This is a genomic window from Antarctobacter sp. (assembly GCF_965277915.1).
Taxonomy (GTDB): Bacteria; Pseudomonadota; Alphaproteobacteria; order Rhodobacterales; family Rhodobacteraceae; genus Antarctobacter.
In genome coordinates this window covers 3,670,634-3,685,716 of record NZ_OZ255849.1, presented here as the reverse complement: position 1 = coordinate 3,685,716, position 15,083 = coordinate 3,670,634, and the positions used below count along the sequence as shown (strand labels likewise).

Here is a 15,083-nt window from a genome sequence, read left to right as displayed (position 1 = left end):
CGCATATGGTTCGGCTGTCCCCTCTCGATCTCTGGCTCACCGCCTCGCGCTGTGCCTGCATGGCCGCCGAAGCGCAGGCGGTGGTGACCATGCGCGTCCTGGGGATGGCCGGGCTATGGTCCGTGACCCCGTCCGAGACGACACGGATGATGCGCGAAAAGGCGATAAATTTCCCGCTGGCGATGGAGCTGGCGTCCCGCGCGGCGTGGAAAGGGGAAGATCCCCTTGGCGCCGCGCTGGCCCCGCTGCATCGCCAGACCCGGGCCAACGCGCTGCGGTTGGCCCGGCGCGGACCCAGGTGGAGGATGTAATGGCGACGGTCAAACTTTTGTCCGACGAGGAGTTGAGCGCCGAGGCAAAGGCGGTGTTCGACGATATCCGCGCGGTGCGCGGGACGGATTTCATCAACAACTTCTGGCGTGCCCTGGCGCATGACCCGGCGCTGCTGAAGGCGACATGGGACCGGCTCAAGGTGGTGATGGCGCCCGGCGCGCTGGATCCGCTGGTCAAGGAAATGATCTATGTTGCGGTTTCCGGCACCAATGGCTGTGACTACTGCGCCCACTCTCACACCGCGGCGGCCCGCGCCAAGGGCATGACGCCCGAGATGTACGGAGAGCTCTTGGCCGTGATGGGCATGGCCAACCAGACCAACGCCCTGGCAAGCGCACTGCAGGTGCCGGTGGACGAGGTTTTCAAGGAATAGGACCCGGTCCGGAGCCAACTGGCTCCCGCCGATGACAAGCACGAGGACAGGATGCCAGCCACAATCAAACGCTCCGACTATGCCGCGATGTTCGGCCCCACCACCGGCGACCGGCTGCGGCTGGCCGACACGGACCTGATCATCGAGGTCGAAAAGGACCTGACCGGCCCCTATGGCGAAGAGGTGAAGTTCGGCGGCGGCAAGGTGATCCGTGACGGCATGGGGCAGGCTCAGACCACCCGGGCCGAGGGCGCGGTGGACACGGTCATCACCAACGCGCTGATCGTCGATCACTCGGGTATCTACAAGGCTGACGTGGGGCTGAAGAACGGGCGTATCCACAAGATCGGCAAGGCGGGCAATCCGGACACCCAGCCCGGCGTCGAAATCGTTGTCGGCCCGGGCACAGAGGCCATTGCCGGAGAGGGGCGCATCCTGACCGCGGGCGGTTTTGACAGCCACATCCATTTCATCTGTCCGCAACAGATCGAGGACGCGCTGCATTCCGGCCTGACCACCATGCTTGGCGGAGGCACCGGCCCGGCGCATGGCACGCTGGCCACCACCTGCACGCCAGGACCCTGGCACATTGGGCGGATGCTGCAGGCGGCGGATGCCTTCCCGATGAACCTGGCCTTTGCGGGCAAAGGCAATGCCTCGCTGCCCGCAGCCCTGGAGGAGCAGGTCAAGGGCGGCGCCTGCGCGCTGAAGCTGCATGAGGACTGGGGCACGACGCCGGGTGCCATCGACTGCTGCCTGAGTGTGGCCGACGCGATGGACGTGCAGGTGATGATCCACACCGATACGCTCAATGAATCCGGCTTCGTCGAGAACACCGTGAAGGCCATGAAAGGCCGCACCATCCACGCCTTCCACACCGAGGGTGCGGGGGGCGGCCACGCCCCTGACATCATCAAGATCTGTGGCGAAGAGCATGTCCTGCCCTCGTCCACCAACCCGACCCGCCCCTTTACCGTGAATACGCTCGAAGAACACCTCGACATGCTCATGGTTTGCCACCACCTCGACAAGGCGATCCCCGAGGACGTGGCCTTTGCCGAAAGCCGCATCCGGCGCGAGACCATCGCCGCAGAGGATATCCTGCACGACATGGGGGCCTTTTCGATCATCGCCAGCGACAGCCAGGCCATGGGCCGTGTGGGCGAGGTGCTGATCCGCACCTGGCAGACCGCTGACAAGATGAAAAAGCAGCGCGGGCGCCTGAGCGAGGAGACCGGCGACAACGACAACTTCCGCGTTCGGCGGTATATCGCGAAATACACGATCAATCCGGCCATTGCGCATGGCATCGGCCATGAGATCGGCAGCATCGAGGAAGGCAAACGTGCAGACCTCGTGCTTTGGAACCCGGCCTTTTTCGGCGTGAAACCCGAGATGGTGCTGATCGGCGGCACCATCGCCTGCGCGCAGATGGGTGATCCCAATGCCTCCATCCCCACGCCGCAGCCGGTCTACACCCGGCCCATGTTCGGCGCTTATGGCCGCAGCGTGGAAAACTCTGCTGTCACCTTCGTCTCGGAGGCGGCGCAGGCCGAGGGGATCGGCGCCGGGCTGGGGCTGGCGAAGGAAACCGTGGCGGTCAGTAACACGCGTGGCATCGGCAAGAAGGACCTGCTTCTGAACGATGCGACACCTACGGTCGAGGTCGATCCGGAAACCTACGAGGTACGCGCCGACGGCGAGTTGCTGACCTGCGAGCCGGCCAGCGAATTGCCGATGGCACAGCGGTATTTCCTGTTTTGACCCGTCGTGGAGGGGCGTGCCCGTGCCTGCGGGCCGTCGCTTGATATCCGCCAGAGGCTCCCGCAACATGATCTTGGTCCGGGCGTCACCGGACGCGGATCAACGGATTGGAGTTTGAACATGCGCAGCTTGGTCCTGGCCGCCGGCCTCGCTTTCCTTGCCCCCGTGGCCTGGGGTTGCCCGGTGGGATCGGACATCGACAAGGGTATCCGCTTTACCGTCGATGACGTCGATACAGAGGAATACCGACGCGTGAGGCCGGGCATGATCGAGGCGATCTATACAGCCTCGGACGGGCTGGTCACGCGCAACCTGCTGGCGCAGGGGGTCTACCTCGTCGAACTGGTCGACCTGGTCGAGGGGGTGCCGGAACAAGACACGCGTGTCACCTATGCCTTTCCGGGCCGGGCAGAGGAACTGGCGGTGCCGGAACCGGGCGGGCAGGTGACTTATGATGTGGCGATCAACAACCTGGGCGATCTCGACAAGGAACGTCAGATCTACGATTTCGGACCGCTGTCCAAGATCAACTTTGGCGCCTGCGAATACGATCTGATCCCGATCGAGATCCGTTACGAACCCGACGACAGCGGCACGGTTGATCTGCTGTACTACCTGCCCGCCTTCGGTTTTTCCTACTACGCGGGCAGCGACTACACGGACGGGTCGGACCGCTACAATTATTCCAACATCGAGGTGATCGAGTGAGCGAACTCCCCCTTGCGCAAGTCCTTGAAGAGGCGGGCAACTGGCAGGCCCCGGCAGCGGACCGGGTTGTCCTGGACTACGAGGCGCGGTTCCTGCGGCGCAAGCGCCTGGTGACAGAGGCGGGTCTGGCCTTTGTTGTCGATCTGGAGCAGACCACCTCGCTGGACGCGGGGGATGCCCTGTTGCTGGCTGACGGACGTCGGATCGAGGTGGCGGCCGCCAGCGAAGAAGTCCTTGAAGTGCGCGGGCCGAGCCTGCCGCAGCTTGCCTGGCACATCGGCAATCGGCATACGCCCTGCCAGATTGCCGAGGGCATGTTGTTGATCCGGCGCGATCCGGTGATCCGGCACATGCTGGAACATCTCGGGGCCGAGGTGACGGAGGCCATGCATCCCTTCACCCCAGAGGGTGGCGCCTATGGTCACGGGCGCACCCACAGCCACGAACACGGCCACAGCGCCCATGCCCATTGATCCGCGCCTGCTGACATTGACGCAATGGCTGTCCCCTGCCTACCCGGTGGGGGCCTTCGCGTGGTCGCACGGGCTGGAAAGCGCTGTGCGGCAGGGATGGGTGACGGATGCGGACAGCTTGCAGGCATGGTTGACAGACGTGCTGCGCGATGGGTCCGGCAAGGCCGATGCGCTTTGGGTCCGGCTGGCCTGGCAGGGGGGGCGGCCCGTGGCGGACCTTGATGCGCTGGCGCGCGCCTGGCAGCCTTCACGCGAACGCCTGCGCGAGGCAGAGCGGCAGGGCGCGGCCTTTGCCCAGGTCACGGCAGAGGTCTGGCGGCTGGACCTGCCGCCGATGCTCTTGCCTGTTGCGCTTGGCGATGCGGCGCGGCAGATGGACATGGCCGTGGAGCCGGTGATCGCGCTGTACCTTCAGTCCTTTGCGGGCAACCTCGTTTCCGCGGCACAGCGTTTGATGCCACTGGGACAGACCGCGGCTCAGGGTGTGCTGTCGCGGCTGGCGCCGCTTTGTGCCGAGGTGGCCGCAGGCACCGAGGGGCAAACACTGGATGACATGGCCTCCTGTGCCTTTCTGTCCGATGTCGCTTCCATGAAACACGAAACACTTGAACCGAGGCTATTCCAGTCATGACACGGATGAACGGCCCCTTGCGTATCGGCATCGGCGGACCCGTCGGCGCCGGCAAGACCACCCTGACCGCACGGCTTGCCGAGCGCCTGAAAGACGATTTTTCCATCGGCGTGATCACCAACGACATCTACACGCAAGAGGACGCAGAGGCGCTGATGCGGATGCAGATCCTGCCTGCGGATCGGGTGATCGGAGTGGAAACCGGGGGGTGTCCGCACACGGCAATCCGCGAGGACGCTTCGATCAACCTGGCGGCGGTGGCCGAGATGCGGCAGCGACACCCGGAGGTCGAGATCGTCCTGATCGAGTCCGGGGGAGACAACCTGTCGGCCACCTTCAGCCCGGAACTGGCGGACCTGACGGTCTATGTCATTGATGTTGCTGCCGGAGAAGAGATCCCCCGCAAGGGCGGGCCGGCGATCACGCGGTCGGATCTGCTGGTCATCAACAAGACCGATCTTGCGCCCTATGTCGGCGCCTCCTTGGAAGTGATGGAGCGCGACGCGACGCGGGTCCGCGCCGGGCGGCCGTTCGTGTTCTCTGCACTCAAAGGCGGGGACGGGGTCGAGGGGATCGTGACGCAACTGCGGGACATCGCAGGGCTCTGATCGGGTAACTCGGTGGCCTCTGGCGGCGCGCTCGCCGAGGTCCGGAGGCGGGTGTTTCAATCCCGCGGGTCTTGCATCTGCCCCGGGGTGAGCCGGGAAAAACATCTTTGATCAATGGTTTGCCGTGTCCGGCTCAGAATGCGGCCCAGTCGGTGAACTGGTAGGTCTTGGGCTTTGTGCGGCCCGGGATGGGCATGGTGTGCTGTGCGGGGCGGGGCTGGTTGTGCTTGGTCATGGCGGGGCTCCTTCTTCTGTCTCTGAAGATGGGGGAAGGGCCTCTTTTCCGACAGTCACGAAAACCATACCGGCCAGTTCAGTTTGGAGGGATGACGCCTTTCTTGAGGATGATGTTGCCGTAAAGCCTTGATTCCCCAGTCTGAATAACGGCAAAGCCGGTCTTTGCCCGATCGTAGAAAGCAAAGCGTTCCAGCGTCGCGATCGGCGCCGGGTTGTCCGCGAACTCATCGATAAGCGTTTGAAATTCCTCGATGATCTCAGGGGTTGCCTCGGCGTCGCCGACCACCTGCATGGTATGTGCCGGGTCTTTCACGAAACTGTCCAGAGGCATGACCGTCAGCACCGCCTGCAACACCTGGGTGGCGGACAGGCCGTCGAGCCGGTGCACCTTGCACCCCATTGAATAGGCGGGAAAATTGCAGTCCGCGATCACGAGTTCATCGCCGTGTCCCATCGCCCGAAGGCTGTACAGGATCTCGGGCGAGAGGATGGCGGGGATGTTGCGCAGCATGGGGGACCCTCCGGAATTCCTGACCATGAAAACGCCCCCGGCGGCCCGGCGCAAGGGGGCATTTGGCCCGTGGCGGCTTGTACAAAACGTACAAAACGTAAGCGGTTTCTGACGTTTTGTACAAAACCGGCTATGGTCGGGACAGGGGCGGGGCACGGCGCCGCGCGCGACAGCAAGGAGACAGGGAATGGAGCAGGTGGCACCAAAGGGCGATCCCACCCTGCGGACGCTGGCCATGCCGGCGGATGCCAATGTCAGCGGCGATATTTTTGGTGGCTGGGTGCTCAGCCAGATGGACCTGGCCAGCGGCATCATCGCGGGGGAACGGGCGCAGGGCCGCGTGGCCACGGTGGCGGTGGACGCGATGAAATTCATCCGCCCGGTACGGATCGGCGACGTGCTGGAAATCTACGGGCGGGTCGCGCGGGTGGGCCGGACCTCGATGGGGATCGGGCTGGAGGCCTGGGTGATCCGCAACCGGATCGGCAAGCGCGAGAAGGTGACCGAGGCGGTCTTTACCTATGTTGCCCTCGACGAGGAGGGCAACAAGAGGACGGTTCCGCCCGAGGCCTGACGACCCCGGGCGGCGCCGATCAGAGCAGTTCGATATCCGACGCGCTTTCGCGGCCGTCACGGCCGGTGCGCAGTTCGAAGCTGACTTTCTGGTTGTCCTGCAGGCCGGTCAGGCCCGAACGCTCGACAGCGGAGATGTGGACGAAGATGTCCTTGCCGCCGCCTTCGGGCGCGATGAAGCCGTAGCCTTTGGTGGTGTTGAACCATTTCACGGTGCCAGTGGCCATTCCGTGGTCTCCTGTAGATTTGCCGCACGCGGAAGTGCTGCGGCCCGGCAATGTCAGAGCAGTATCGGTTGCGCTGACGCCGTATGACGGAGACAGGTAGGCGATAGTGGTAACGTAGCGGTCTTGGATATCGCAGGTTTGCTGAGTCGGAGCAAGAAAGATTGAAATGCGCTCGCCGGAAGCTTGCGGCAGATCGCGCGACGAGTCGCTCCCCGGGGCATTGCTCCGGGGAGCCCCGGTCAGTTCAGGGTCATCTCACCGCTGATCCGGTTGGTATAGGGGTCGCCGCCCGCGTCAAATTCGCCGGCTCCGGTGATCGAGGCCCATTTGCCGGTGCCGCCCATGACCATCCAGTCGCCCTGGGTGCGTCCCTCGGCATTGATGGCCTTGGCGATCCACTTGACCACGGCCACTTCGCCGTCGCCGTCGGTGTAGTGGCACAGCCCGTCCCCTGAGACATCTCCCTTGTCGATCAGGATCGCACCGAAGCAGGGGCCTTTTGCGCTGGCAAAGGGATTCATCGGGTCCTCGGTCTCGAAACTTTCATACATCGAGGTCGCGTGCACGATGACCAGGCCATCGGACACCGGCATCGGCGTGGCGGTCGACGCGCCGTGCCCCACGCCAGCGGCGGTCACGGTTTCAGAAAGGGTCGGTGTGGCAATCACAAAAATGGCCGCCGCGAGGGCAGGAAAACGGATGAAATACATGAGTTTCTCCTCCAGAATCGGTCCCGGTTGGTCCGGGACCTGTTCCGAGGATACCACGGTATGAGGCGGGCCGGCCTAGTTGCAGGTAAAGCGTTCCGTCCAGCGGCCCCAGTTGTTCATGTCCATCGTGCGCTGGCGAAATCCGTAGGTGTGCGACGACCCGCGAATATGGAAGTGGCGCACGGCGCCGCGCCAGTAGATGCGGCTGTTCACCGGGGCGATGCTTTCGCCGTACATGTAGTAGATGCGGTTGGTGGTAAAGGCGACCGTGGCGGTTTCCCCGGGGTCCAGCAGGTACCAGCCGTTGGTGATCCAGTTGCCGGACAGGTCACGATAGTTGATCGCGGTCTGGATCTGCCGGTTGCAGTCGTTCCTGAAGATGACGGTGAACTGGTTGTTCTGGGCGTGGCTTTCGCCTGCACTGAAGGCCGTCATCAAGCAGAGCGCCAGCATCAAAAGACGGTGCATGTATCAATTCCTTGAGCAATTAATCCAAGTACACGGAAAGGTTAGGCTGGCCGTGGCGCAACGGTCAAGTTTGTTGCCCAGGGCGCGGCGGGCCGCGGTCGGCAAGTGATCGGCAGCGATTGTCTATCGCGCCTGTCGCGGGCATGGTGGCGCAAAAAAGGGGAGGCGAGCGATGGGTTTGATCTGGGCAGGCGTGGTAATCGGCATCGGCGGCACGGTGGCGATGGACCTCTGGGCGCTGCTGCTGGACCGGCTGACGGGACAGGGGCGTCCGAACTGGGGCAACGTGGGCCGCTGGGTCGGCTGGCTGTTCCGGGGGCGCGTCTTTCACGATGACATCGGCGCGGCAGCCCCGGTCGACGGTGAGCGCGCGCTTGGCTGGGCATTCCACTACCTTGTCGGGGTTGTCTACGGCGTGGTCTTTGCGCTGATCGTCGGGTCCGCATGGTTCGACGCGCCGGCGTTCTGGAAGGCCTGGATCTGGGGGATCGTGACCATCGCGGGCGGATGGTTCCTGCTGCATCCGGGGATGGGGCTGGGCTGGGCCCTGTCGCGGACAGAGCGGCCCTGGAAGGGGCGCTTCATGGGGCTGGTGGCGCATTCGGTCTTTGCCCTGGGCATGTGGGCCGCGGCCTGGCTCGTCTGAGGTGATGGCATCGGCGGCGGACCGCCGCCGTCACGGCAGGAATTTTGCCCGGACGGTTGAAACATCGGCTCATAGGGATTTGGTCAGGGACAGAGTGCGGTAAGACCCGCGAAATCCACCTCTGACGGGAGACCGATCATGAGCGTAAGAAAGACCCTTCTTGGCACTGCAACCCTCGTGGCATTGGCCGCGGCACCGCTGACCCCGGCCCTGGCGCAATCCGGGCCGCAGGCGGAGCTGATCCCGGCTCAGGCCGCCGAGGCGCAATACAGCGACAGCGATCTCAACAGCTTCGTCGATGCGGCCATGAAGGTCATGGCCCTGCGCCAGACCTACCAGGCGCGGCTGCAGGCGGCCGAGAACGAAGAGGACCAGCAGGCGCTGGTTCGCCAGGCACAGGAAGAGATGAAAGAGGTCATCGTTCAGACTGATGGCATCGACGTGCCGACCTATACCGCCATCGGCGAGGCCGCCCAGGCCGACGATGCGCTGAACCAGCGGATCACCGCGTTGTTCCAAGAGCGCATGCCGGGCGACGGCGCGCAGCCGTCGGACGACGGCTGATGCTTCGGCCCGGATGTCGGGCCGCTTGAGAAGATGAACCCGCGCGGTGGTCAATGGGCTACCGCGCGGGTTTTTCTTGGAGGTGGTGGCGTGAATAGCGGGGATCACCCTGACGCTGGGTACCAAGCTCTGCGAAGGTCAGGGTGCGAACCCATGCTACAAGTGCATTGTCCAAGCGTTGTCTCGAGTTGGTTGCAGAAAAATACCCCTTCCGTTACCAAAAGTTAATAAGGCCACCGCTGTTTGGCTTCACTTGCAAGTGCTCCAAAGTCTCTTCGGCCGCTCCTCACACCCTCTGCCACGAAACAGAGGCGATGACCGTAATACTCGCTTACCGTTTTTAGCTCGCTTCCTTTTTCGGCTTGTGCAAGCCAATAGCGTTTGCCCTTCGCGTAGCGCTCTGGCGAAGACTTGTGATGGATCTCGACCAACCAAGTCTCTGGCATTCCGTGGTACTCAAGGAAAACCAAAGCCTCGTAGATATCGCGCGCTTTCATTGTAACTGCCTAAGACCTGAGATCTCGAAAGGTTGACGCGACCCGGTTGCTCACCGCGAAAACTTCTTGTGCTTCAGCCGCTTCGGCTCCAGTGCATCCGCGCCGAGGCGCCGTTTCTTGTCCTCTTCGTAGTCTTCGAAGTTGCCCTCGAACCATTCCACATGCGCCTCGCCCTCGAAAGCCAGGATGTGGGTACAGATCCGGTCGAGGAAGAAACGGTCGTGCGAGATCACGACGGCGCAACCGGCGAAATCGACAAGGGCATCTTCCAAAGCGCGCAGGGTTTCCACGTCGAGGTCGTTGGTCGGTTCGTCGAGCAGGATGACGTTGCCGCCCTCTTTCAACAGGCGCGCCATGTGCACGCGGTTGCGCTCACCACCCGACAACAGGCCGACCTTTTTCTGCTGATCGCCGCCCTTGAAGTTGAAGGCCGAGCAATAGGCGCGGCTGTTCATCTCGGCGTCGCCCAGCTTGATCTGCTCGGCGCCGCCGGAAATTGCCTCCCAGACGGTCTCATCGGCCGAAAGATCGTCGCGCGACTGGTCGACATAGGCCAGCTGCACCGTATCCCCGTATTCCAGCGTGCCGGCGTCCGGTTTTTCGTGTCCGGTCAGCATCTTGAACAGCGTTGATTTACCCGCGCCGTTGGGGCCGATCACGCCGACGATCCCACCGGGGGGCAGCGAGAAGGAGAGATCCTCGATCAGGAGCTTGTCCCCCATCGCCTTTTTCAGGCCTTCGACCTCGATCACCTTCTGGCCCAGGCGCGGGCCGTTGGGGATGATGATCTGGGCGCGGCTGAGCTTTTCGCGCTCTGACTGGTTGGCCATCTCGTTGTAGGCGCTGATCCGGGCCTTGGACTTGGCCTGACGGGCCTTGGCACCCTGACGCATCCATTCCAGCTCGCGTTCCAGGGTCTTCTGCTTGGCCTTGTCCTCGCGCGCTTCCTGTTCCAGCCGCTTGGCCTTCTGCTCCAGCCAGCTGGAATAGTTGCCCTCGTAGGGGATGCCGCGGCCGCGGTCGAGTTCGAGGATCCAGCCGGTGATGTCATCCAGGAAATAGCGGTCGTGCGTGACGCAGAGGATGGTGCCCTTGTAGTCGATCAGGTGCTGCTGCAACCAGGCGATGGTTTCCGCGTCCAGGTGGTTTGTCGGTTCGTCGAGCAGCAGCATGTCGGGCGCTTCGAGAAGCAGCTTGCACAGCGCAACCCGGCGTCGTTCCCCGCCCGAGAGATTGCCCGGCATGGCGTCATCGGGGGGACAGCGCAGGGCCTCCATCGCGACATCGACCTGGCTGTCCAGATCCCAGAGGTTCTGGCTGTCGATCTCGTCTTGCAACTGCGCCATCTCGTCGGCGGTCTCGTCGCTGTAGTTCATGGCCAGTTCGTTGAACCGGTCCAGCTTGGCCTTCTTCTCGGCCACACCCAGCATGACGTTGTCGCGCACCGTCATGTCTTCTTCCAGCGCGGGCTCCTGCGGGAGGTAGCCGACCTTGGCGCCCTCTGCGGCCCAGGCCTCGCCGGTGAAATCCTTGTCGATTCCGGCCATGATGCGCATGAGCGTCGACTTACCGGCGCCGTTGACGCCGACGACGCCGATCTTGACCCCGGGCAGAAAGCTCAGGCGGATGTTTTCAAAGCATTTCTTGCCGCCGGGATAGGTCTTGGAGACGCCATCCATGTGGTAGACATACTGATACGAGGCCATGATCCGCTCCTGCAGCTTGCGCGTTGTTCGTGACGGAGTAGCGCGTTGGCGTCGGCGGTGCAATCTGCGGCGGGAGAGGCGGAAAATTCCGCGCAGATTTGCCTTGAACCGATCTGACCACTTCGGGGTCATCTAGGAGACTGTGCCCACGGACCGGGGACCGGGAAAGGCAAGGATGATGCGGAACGCGCGGAGCGGGTAAGTGAACCGCTTCCGACCTCGCGGGACCGTGCCTTGGACGGCGTCCGGCTGGTGAGTGCCCTGGGCAAGCAGACGGAAAGCGGGGCAGGCCGTGCGGTCTATCGACCCGCAAGCCGCCCGCCTGCGACATGGCCCGCCGGGTCGGGTAAGGCCCGCGCGCGCATGGGTTTCTTGCACATGCCCGTCCAACCGCGTATCCGGTTGCTCGGTGCGCGCAGGCGTATCTTGGCGGGAGGACGCGGCGTGCCGCAGCCAGGCAGACAGGGGCAGGGCCTTTTCCTGGCCGGGGCGGGCGCCCTGGATGGCCGGGCCATGCCGCGTGGATCCCGGATCGGATTGTTGGGGGGGTCCTTTGACCCACCGCACGCCGGGCATTTGCACCTGTCGCGCGAGGCGCTCAAGCGGTTCGGCCTGGATCGCGTTGTCTGGCTGGTGAGCCCCGGCAACCCGCTGAAGCCCAATCCCCCCGCGTCGCTGGAGGACCGCATGGCGGCGGCCCGGGCGATCGTCGACCATCCGCGCATCAGCGTCAGCGATTTCGAGGCCCGCGCAGGCACGCGCTATACCGCCGAGACCCTGGCGCGGCTGCGGCAGCTGTTTCCAAGGGTGCGGTTCACATGGCTGATGGGGGCCGACAACCTGGCTCAGTTCCATCGCTGGGACAACTGGCAGGGCATCCTGCAGAGCGTGCCGGTGGGGGTGCTGGCGCGGCCCGGTCTGCGCATGGCGGCGCGCCTTTCTCCGGCGGCGCGCATCTTTGGCGCGGCGCAAATTCCGGCGCATGCCTCGCCCCGGCTGGCCGGTGCTTGCCCGCCGGCCTGGTGTTTCGTGAACATGCCGATGACCGACCTCAGCTCGACTGCAATCCGCGCGGCGGGTGACTGGGCAACAGGGCTGAAAACGTGAATGGCATGCCCCCAGTTGCCGGTTGCTCGTGGTGCCGGGATTCGCTTAGATCAGCCCCATGACGTATGGCATTTCCAGACGTGCATTCCTGGGCGGAGTGGCCGGAACGGCGCTAGGCGGGGCGGCATTGCCCGGCTGGGCGCGGGCACCCGAGACCTCCTTGCGCCCGGTTGCACGTTCCGACGAATTCCGAAAACGCATCCAGCCGCCCGCCGAGGCGCTGATCGAACGCGCGGCGCTGGATGGTGAGGTCGGCTTTGCCGTCGCGCGCCTGCACAACGGCGAGGTGCTGGAGACACATTCCCCCGACGTGAGCCTGCCCCCGGCCAGCGTGGCCAAGGCCCTGACTGCGGGCTACGCGCTGGATATGCTTGGTCCGGCGCATCATTTCGTGACCCGCGTGATCGCCACCGGCCCTGTCAAGGATGGTATTGTCCAGGGCGACCTGGTGCTGGCGGGCGGGGGTGATCCGACGCTGGATACCGACGCGCTGGCCGGGCTGGCCGCCGCGGTCAGTGCCGCCGGTGTCACCGGCCTGACCGGGGGGCTGAAGGTCTGGGGCGGGGCGCTGCCCTCGCTCACCGGCATCGACGCCAGCCAGCCGGACCACGTCGGCTATAACCCGTCGGTCTCAGGGCTGAACCTGAACTACAACCGCGTGCATTTCGAATGGCGCAAGGCGGGCAGTGACTACACGGTGACGATGCAGGCGCGGTCTGCCGCGCATCGGCCCGACGTGCGCGTGGCCCGTATGGACCTGATCGACCGACGCATGCCGGTCTACACCTACGAAGACCGCTCTGGCCGCGACAACTGGACCGTGGCGCGTGGCGCGCTGGGTGACGGCGGCGCGCGCTGGCTGCCCATCAAGAAGCCCGAGGCCTACGCGGGCGAGGTGTTCCAGACGCTGCTGGCGGCACAAGGCATCAAGACCGGCAAGCCCGAGATTGCCGCGGGTCTGCCCGGCGGCGATGAACTGGCCCGTCACGAAAGCAAGCCCTTGCGGGTGATCCTGCGCGACATGCTGAAATGGTCGACGAACTTGACCGCCGAGGTCGTCGGCCTTGCGGCCAGCGTGGCGCGCAGCGGGGCTGTCCCCGCCTCGCTGCAGGCGTCGGCGGCGGAAATGAATGACTGGGCGCGGGAAAAGCTGGGGGTCGAGGGGCTGGCGCTGGTCGATCACTCCGGCCTGGGTGACAAAAGCCGGGTCAGTGCGATGCAGATGATGGGGTGCCTGCGCGGATTGCGCATGAAGATGGGCATCAAGCCGCTGCTCAAGGACATGCCGATCCGCGATTCCCGGTACCGGGTGATCGAGAATGCGCCACTGAAGGTGCGGGCCAAGACCGGCACGCTGAATTTCGTCAGCGGGCTGGCCGGGTTTGTCGACCTGCCAGACGGTACGGAGCTTGTCTTTGCGATCTTTGCCGCGGACATGCCGCGAAGAGACGCGCTGACCAAGGCGCAACGAGAACGCCCCGAAGGCGGACGCAGCTGGAACAGCCGGGCAAAGATCCTGCAACAGGGGCTGATCGGGCGCTGGGGCGTGCTCTATGAAAGCGATCCGGTCTGACAACGCGCCGTGCGACGGGCCGACCGCCGGGTTGCCCGGAACCATCGAATCGGAAAGCGGCCTGCCTTCCTGTCCGGGATATCTGCACAGGGAACCCGCAAAGCAAATTCCCGCGCGGCGATCGCGGTCGAAACCTGGAAGTGGCCGGGCCGATCCGCCGTGCCGGGACAGCCGGTAGAGGTCAAAGAAAATGGGCCCTGCGATGCAGGGCCCTTTGCCTTGTCTGTGCGTCAATGGGGCCGGTGGCAGCCAGCCTGACGGCTCAGTTGTCGATCACGACCTTCATGTTCTTCTTGCCGACCTGTTCTGTCAGCTCGAACAGGACGGCGGCGTGTTCCGGGTGCAGGCGCACGCAGCCGGCCGAGGCGGGACGGCCAAGGCGGCTGATCTGGTCGGTGCCGTGGATCGCGTAGTCACCGTTAAAGAAGATCGAGTAGGGCATCGGCGCGTTGTTGTAGATGCTGGACCGGTGATACTTGGACAGCCAGTAGGCATTCCATTGACCACGCGGCGTGTGCTTGCCCGCGCGCGCGGTCGAGACCGGCCAGCGATAGGCAACCTTGCCGTTGTAGATCACCGTCATGGTCTGGGTCGACACATCGACCTTGGCCACCAGCGGGGCGGCGGCGGCCATGAGCGGTGAAAAACACAGAAGTGCCGCGGCCAGCGCGGCGGCAAAAAATCGTTTCATTCGTCCCTCCAGGTACAAGCTTGGCAGCTTCGGCGAAAAAATGCCTAGAGAGACGTTACTACGCGGTTACCCGCCGGTCAGTCAGGTATACCCGACCCGGCCCGGTACAGGGGACAGAGCGCCAAAACCTATGGGATTTTTGCAACAGGCCAGCCCGGGATTCGGGTGGTTTCAAGTCAAATTCACAGCGTCAGGTGTCGCGCCCGGGCACCACGTTCGATCGCGGCGGCATGCAGCCGGTCGAGGTTGAGTTCATAGCGAATCTCCTCGAGCAGGCGCAGTTCCGTTTCCTGCAGCGTGCCATCGGCGGCCGCGACATCGCAGGCCAGCGCATAGGCGGTTTCGAACAGCCGTTCGGGCAGGTTGTCGCGGATCAGGCCGAACAGCGCGTCCAGCCCGTCTTCCTGTTCGAAAAGCTCGAAGACCAGCGTCGACATGGCGCGCACCCGGTCGGTGTCATAACCCGAAAAGATCGGCAGCATCTTCACCGAGGCGTCGATCTTGACCAGTTCGACGGTCCGCACCCTTTCGTCCGAGACCGAAACGGCAATCATCAGTGCCACGAGGCAGTCCTGCGGGTTGAGCGGCTGGGTGGCGTCGGACATGCGGGGGCCTCGGTCTGCAAAGGGGTCGCCGCGCAATTTATTGACGCGGAGGCGGGGGGGCAATAGAGAAGCGCCCGC

At 64.2% G+C, this 15,083-nt stretch carries 19 protein-coding genes; 12 read left to right on the top strand and 7 right to left on the bottom strand.

The window, feature by feature from the left end:
• Positions 1-5 precede the first annotated feature (5 nt).
• The 7 genes from ACQY5B_RS18935 (at position 6) to ureG (ending at position 4,890) form a co-directional block, all read left to right on the top strand.
• On the top strand, positions 6-311 hold the full coding sequence (locus tag ACQY5B_RS18935; protein ID WP_305972284.1) for an antifreeze protein: 306 nt from the start codon (positions 6-8) through the stop codon (positions 309-311).
• The gene (locus tag ACQY5B_RS18930) at positions 311-706 is read left to right on the top strand and encodes a carboxymuconolactone decarboxylase family protein (protein WP_088669529.1); all 396 of its coding nucleotides are present in this window, start codon (positions 311-313) and stop codon (positions 704-706) included. Before ACQY5B_RS18935 ends, ACQY5B_RS18930 begins: the two co-directional genes overlap by 1 nt.
• Positions 707-757: 51 nt before the next feature.
• Positions 758-2,470: an urease subunit alpha gene (gene ureC, locus ACQY5B_RS18925; protein WP_420327944.1), complete on the top strand. Its 1,713-nt coding sequence runs from the start codon at positions 758-760 to the stop codon at positions 2,468-2,470.
• A 120-nt stretch (positions 2,471-2,590) separates the two neighbouring features.
• Positions 2,591-3,178 carry a hypothetical protein gene (locus ACQY5B_RS18920; protein WP_420327945.1) on the top strand — a complete coding sequence of 196 codons (588 nt, stop codon included), beginning with the start codon at positions 2,591-2,593 and terminating at the stop codon, positions 3,176-3,178.
• Positions 3,175-3,651, top strand: a complete 477-nt coding sequence (locus ACQY5B_RS18915) for an urease accessory protein UreE (protein ID WP_305972288.1) — start codon at positions 3,175-3,177, stop codon at positions 3,649-3,651. The genes ACQY5B_RS18920 and ACQY5B_RS18915 overlap by 4 nt, the downstream gene beginning before the upstream one ends.
• Positions 3,641-4,282 carry an urease accessory protein UreF gene (locus ACQY5B_RS18910; RefSeq protein WP_420327946.1) on the top strand — a complete coding sequence of 214 codons (642 nt, stop codon included), beginning with the start codon at positions 3,641-3,643 and terminating at the stop codon, positions 4,280-4,282. The genes ACQY5B_RS18915 and ACQY5B_RS18910 overlap by 11 nt, the downstream gene beginning before the upstream one ends.
• Positions 4,279-4,890, top strand: coding sequence for an urease accessory protein UreG (gene ureG / locus ACQY5B_RS18905; protein WP_305972290.1), 612 nt, complete (start codon positions 4,279-4,281; stop codon positions 4,888-4,890). The genes ACQY5B_RS18910 and ureG overlap by 4 nt, the downstream gene beginning before the upstream one ends.
• 313 nt (positions 4,891-5,203) lie before the next feature.
• On the opposite strand, the gene ACQY5B_RS18900 is transcribed toward ureG, so the two are convergent.
• A complete protein-coding gene (locus ACQY5B_RS18900) occupies positions 5,204-5,638 on the bottom strand; it encodes an RbsD/FucU family protein (RefSeq protein ID WP_305972291.1) in 435 nt (144 codons plus the stop codon).
• A 187-nt stretch (positions 5,639-5,825) separates the two neighbouring features.
• Here ACQY5B_RS18900 and ACQY5B_RS18895 point away from each other — a divergent pair, with 187 nt between their 5' ends.
• Positions 5,826-6,212: an acyl-CoA thioesterase gene (locus tag ACQY5B_RS18895; RefSeq protein WP_420327947.1), complete on the top strand. Its 387-nt coding sequence runs from the start codon at positions 5,826-5,828 to the stop codon at positions 6,210-6,212.
• Between the two features lie 19 nt (positions 6,213-6,231).
• Here ACQY5B_RS18895 and ACQY5B_RS18890 read toward each other — a convergent pair whose 3' ends face one another.
• The 3 genes from ACQY5B_RS18890 to ACQY5B_RS18880 all read right to left on the bottom strand — a co-directional run bounded on the left by ACQY5B_RS18890 (position 6,232) and on the right by ACQY5B_RS18880 (position 7,616).
• The gene (locus ACQY5B_RS18890; RefSeq protein ID WP_043135970.1) at positions 6,232-6,438 is read right to left on the bottom strand and encodes a cold-shock protein; all 207 of its coding nucleotides are present in this window, start codon (positions 6,436-6,438) and stop codon (positions 6,232-6,234) included.
• A gap of 239 nt (positions 6,439-6,677) precedes the next feature.
• Positions 6,678-7,148: a hypothetical protein gene (locus ACQY5B_RS18885; protein WP_305972293.1), complete on the bottom strand. Its 471-nt coding sequence runs from the start codon at positions 7,146-7,148 to the stop codon at positions 6,678-6,680.
• A 75-nt stretch (positions 7,149-7,223) separates the two neighbouring features.
• Positions 7,224-7,616 carry a DUF1036 domain-containing protein gene (locus ACQY5B_RS18880; protein ID WP_420327948.1) on the bottom strand — a complete coding sequence of 131 codons (393 nt, stop codon included), beginning with the start codon at positions 7,614-7,616 and terminating at the stop codon, positions 7,224-7,226.
• Between the two features lie 172 nt (positions 7,617-7,788).
• Between ACQY5B_RS18880 and ACQY5B_RS18875 the strand changes: the two genes are divergently transcribed.
• Complete coding sequence (locus ACQY5B_RS18875) at positions 7,789-8,262, top strand: DUF2938 family protein (RefSeq protein WP_420327949.1); 474 nt, start codon at positions 7,789-7,791, stop codon at positions 8,260-8,262.
• 138 nt (positions 8,263-8,400) lie between these two features.
• Positions 8,401-8,826 (top strand): DUF4168 domain-containing protein, encoded by a 426-nt coding sequence (locus ACQY5B_RS18870; protein ID WP_305972296.1) that lies wholly within the window; start codon positions 8,401-8,403, stop codon positions 8,824-8,826.
• A 547-nt stretch (positions 8,827-9,373) separates the two neighbouring features.
• Here the strand turns inward: ACQY5B_RS18870 and ettA are convergent.
• Entirely contained in the window at positions 9,374-11,029 is a 1,656-nt protein-coding gene (gene ettA / locus ACQY5B_RS18865) for an energy-dependent translational throttle protein EttA (RefSeq protein ID WP_305972297.1), read from the bottom strand.
• 513 nt (positions 11,030-11,542) lie between these two features.
• On the opposite strand from ettA, the gene ACQY5B_RS18860 reads away from it, so the two are divergent.
• Together ACQY5B_RS18860 and dacB are read left to right on the top strand one after the other, a co-directional pair.
• Positions 11,543-12,136, top strand: a complete 594-nt coding sequence (locus ACQY5B_RS18860; protein WP_420328610.1) for a nicotinate-nucleotide adenylyltransferase — start codon at positions 11,543-11,545, stop codon at positions 12,134-12,136.
• A gap of 58 nt (positions 12,137-12,194) precedes the next feature.
• Positions 12,195-13,709 carry a D-alanyl-D-alanine carboxypeptidase/D-alanyl-D-alanine endopeptidase gene (gene dacB / locus ACQY5B_RS18855; protein WP_420327950.1) on the top strand — a complete coding sequence of 505 codons (1,515 nt, stop codon included), beginning with the start codon at positions 12,195-12,197 and terminating at the stop codon, positions 13,707-13,709.
• A 262-nt stretch (positions 13,710-13,971) separates the two neighbouring features.
• On the opposite strand, the gene ACQY5B_RS18850 is transcribed toward dacB, so the two are convergent.
• Both ACQY5B_RS18850 and ACQY5B_RS18845 read right to left on the bottom strand, forming a co-directional pair.
• Positions 13,972-14,400, bottom strand: coding sequence for a L,D-transpeptidase (locus tag ACQY5B_RS18850; protein WP_305972299.1), 429 nt, complete (start codon positions 14,398-14,400; stop codon positions 13,972-13,974).
• A 182-nt stretch (positions 14,401-14,582) separates the two neighbouring features.
• Positions 14,583-15,005: a tellurite resistance TerB family protein gene (locus tag ACQY5B_RS18845; RefSeq protein ID WP_305972300.1), complete on the bottom strand. Its 423-nt coding sequence runs from the start codon at positions 15,003-15,005 to the stop codon at positions 14,583-14,585.
• Positions 15,006-15,083 lie beyond the last annotated feature (78 nt).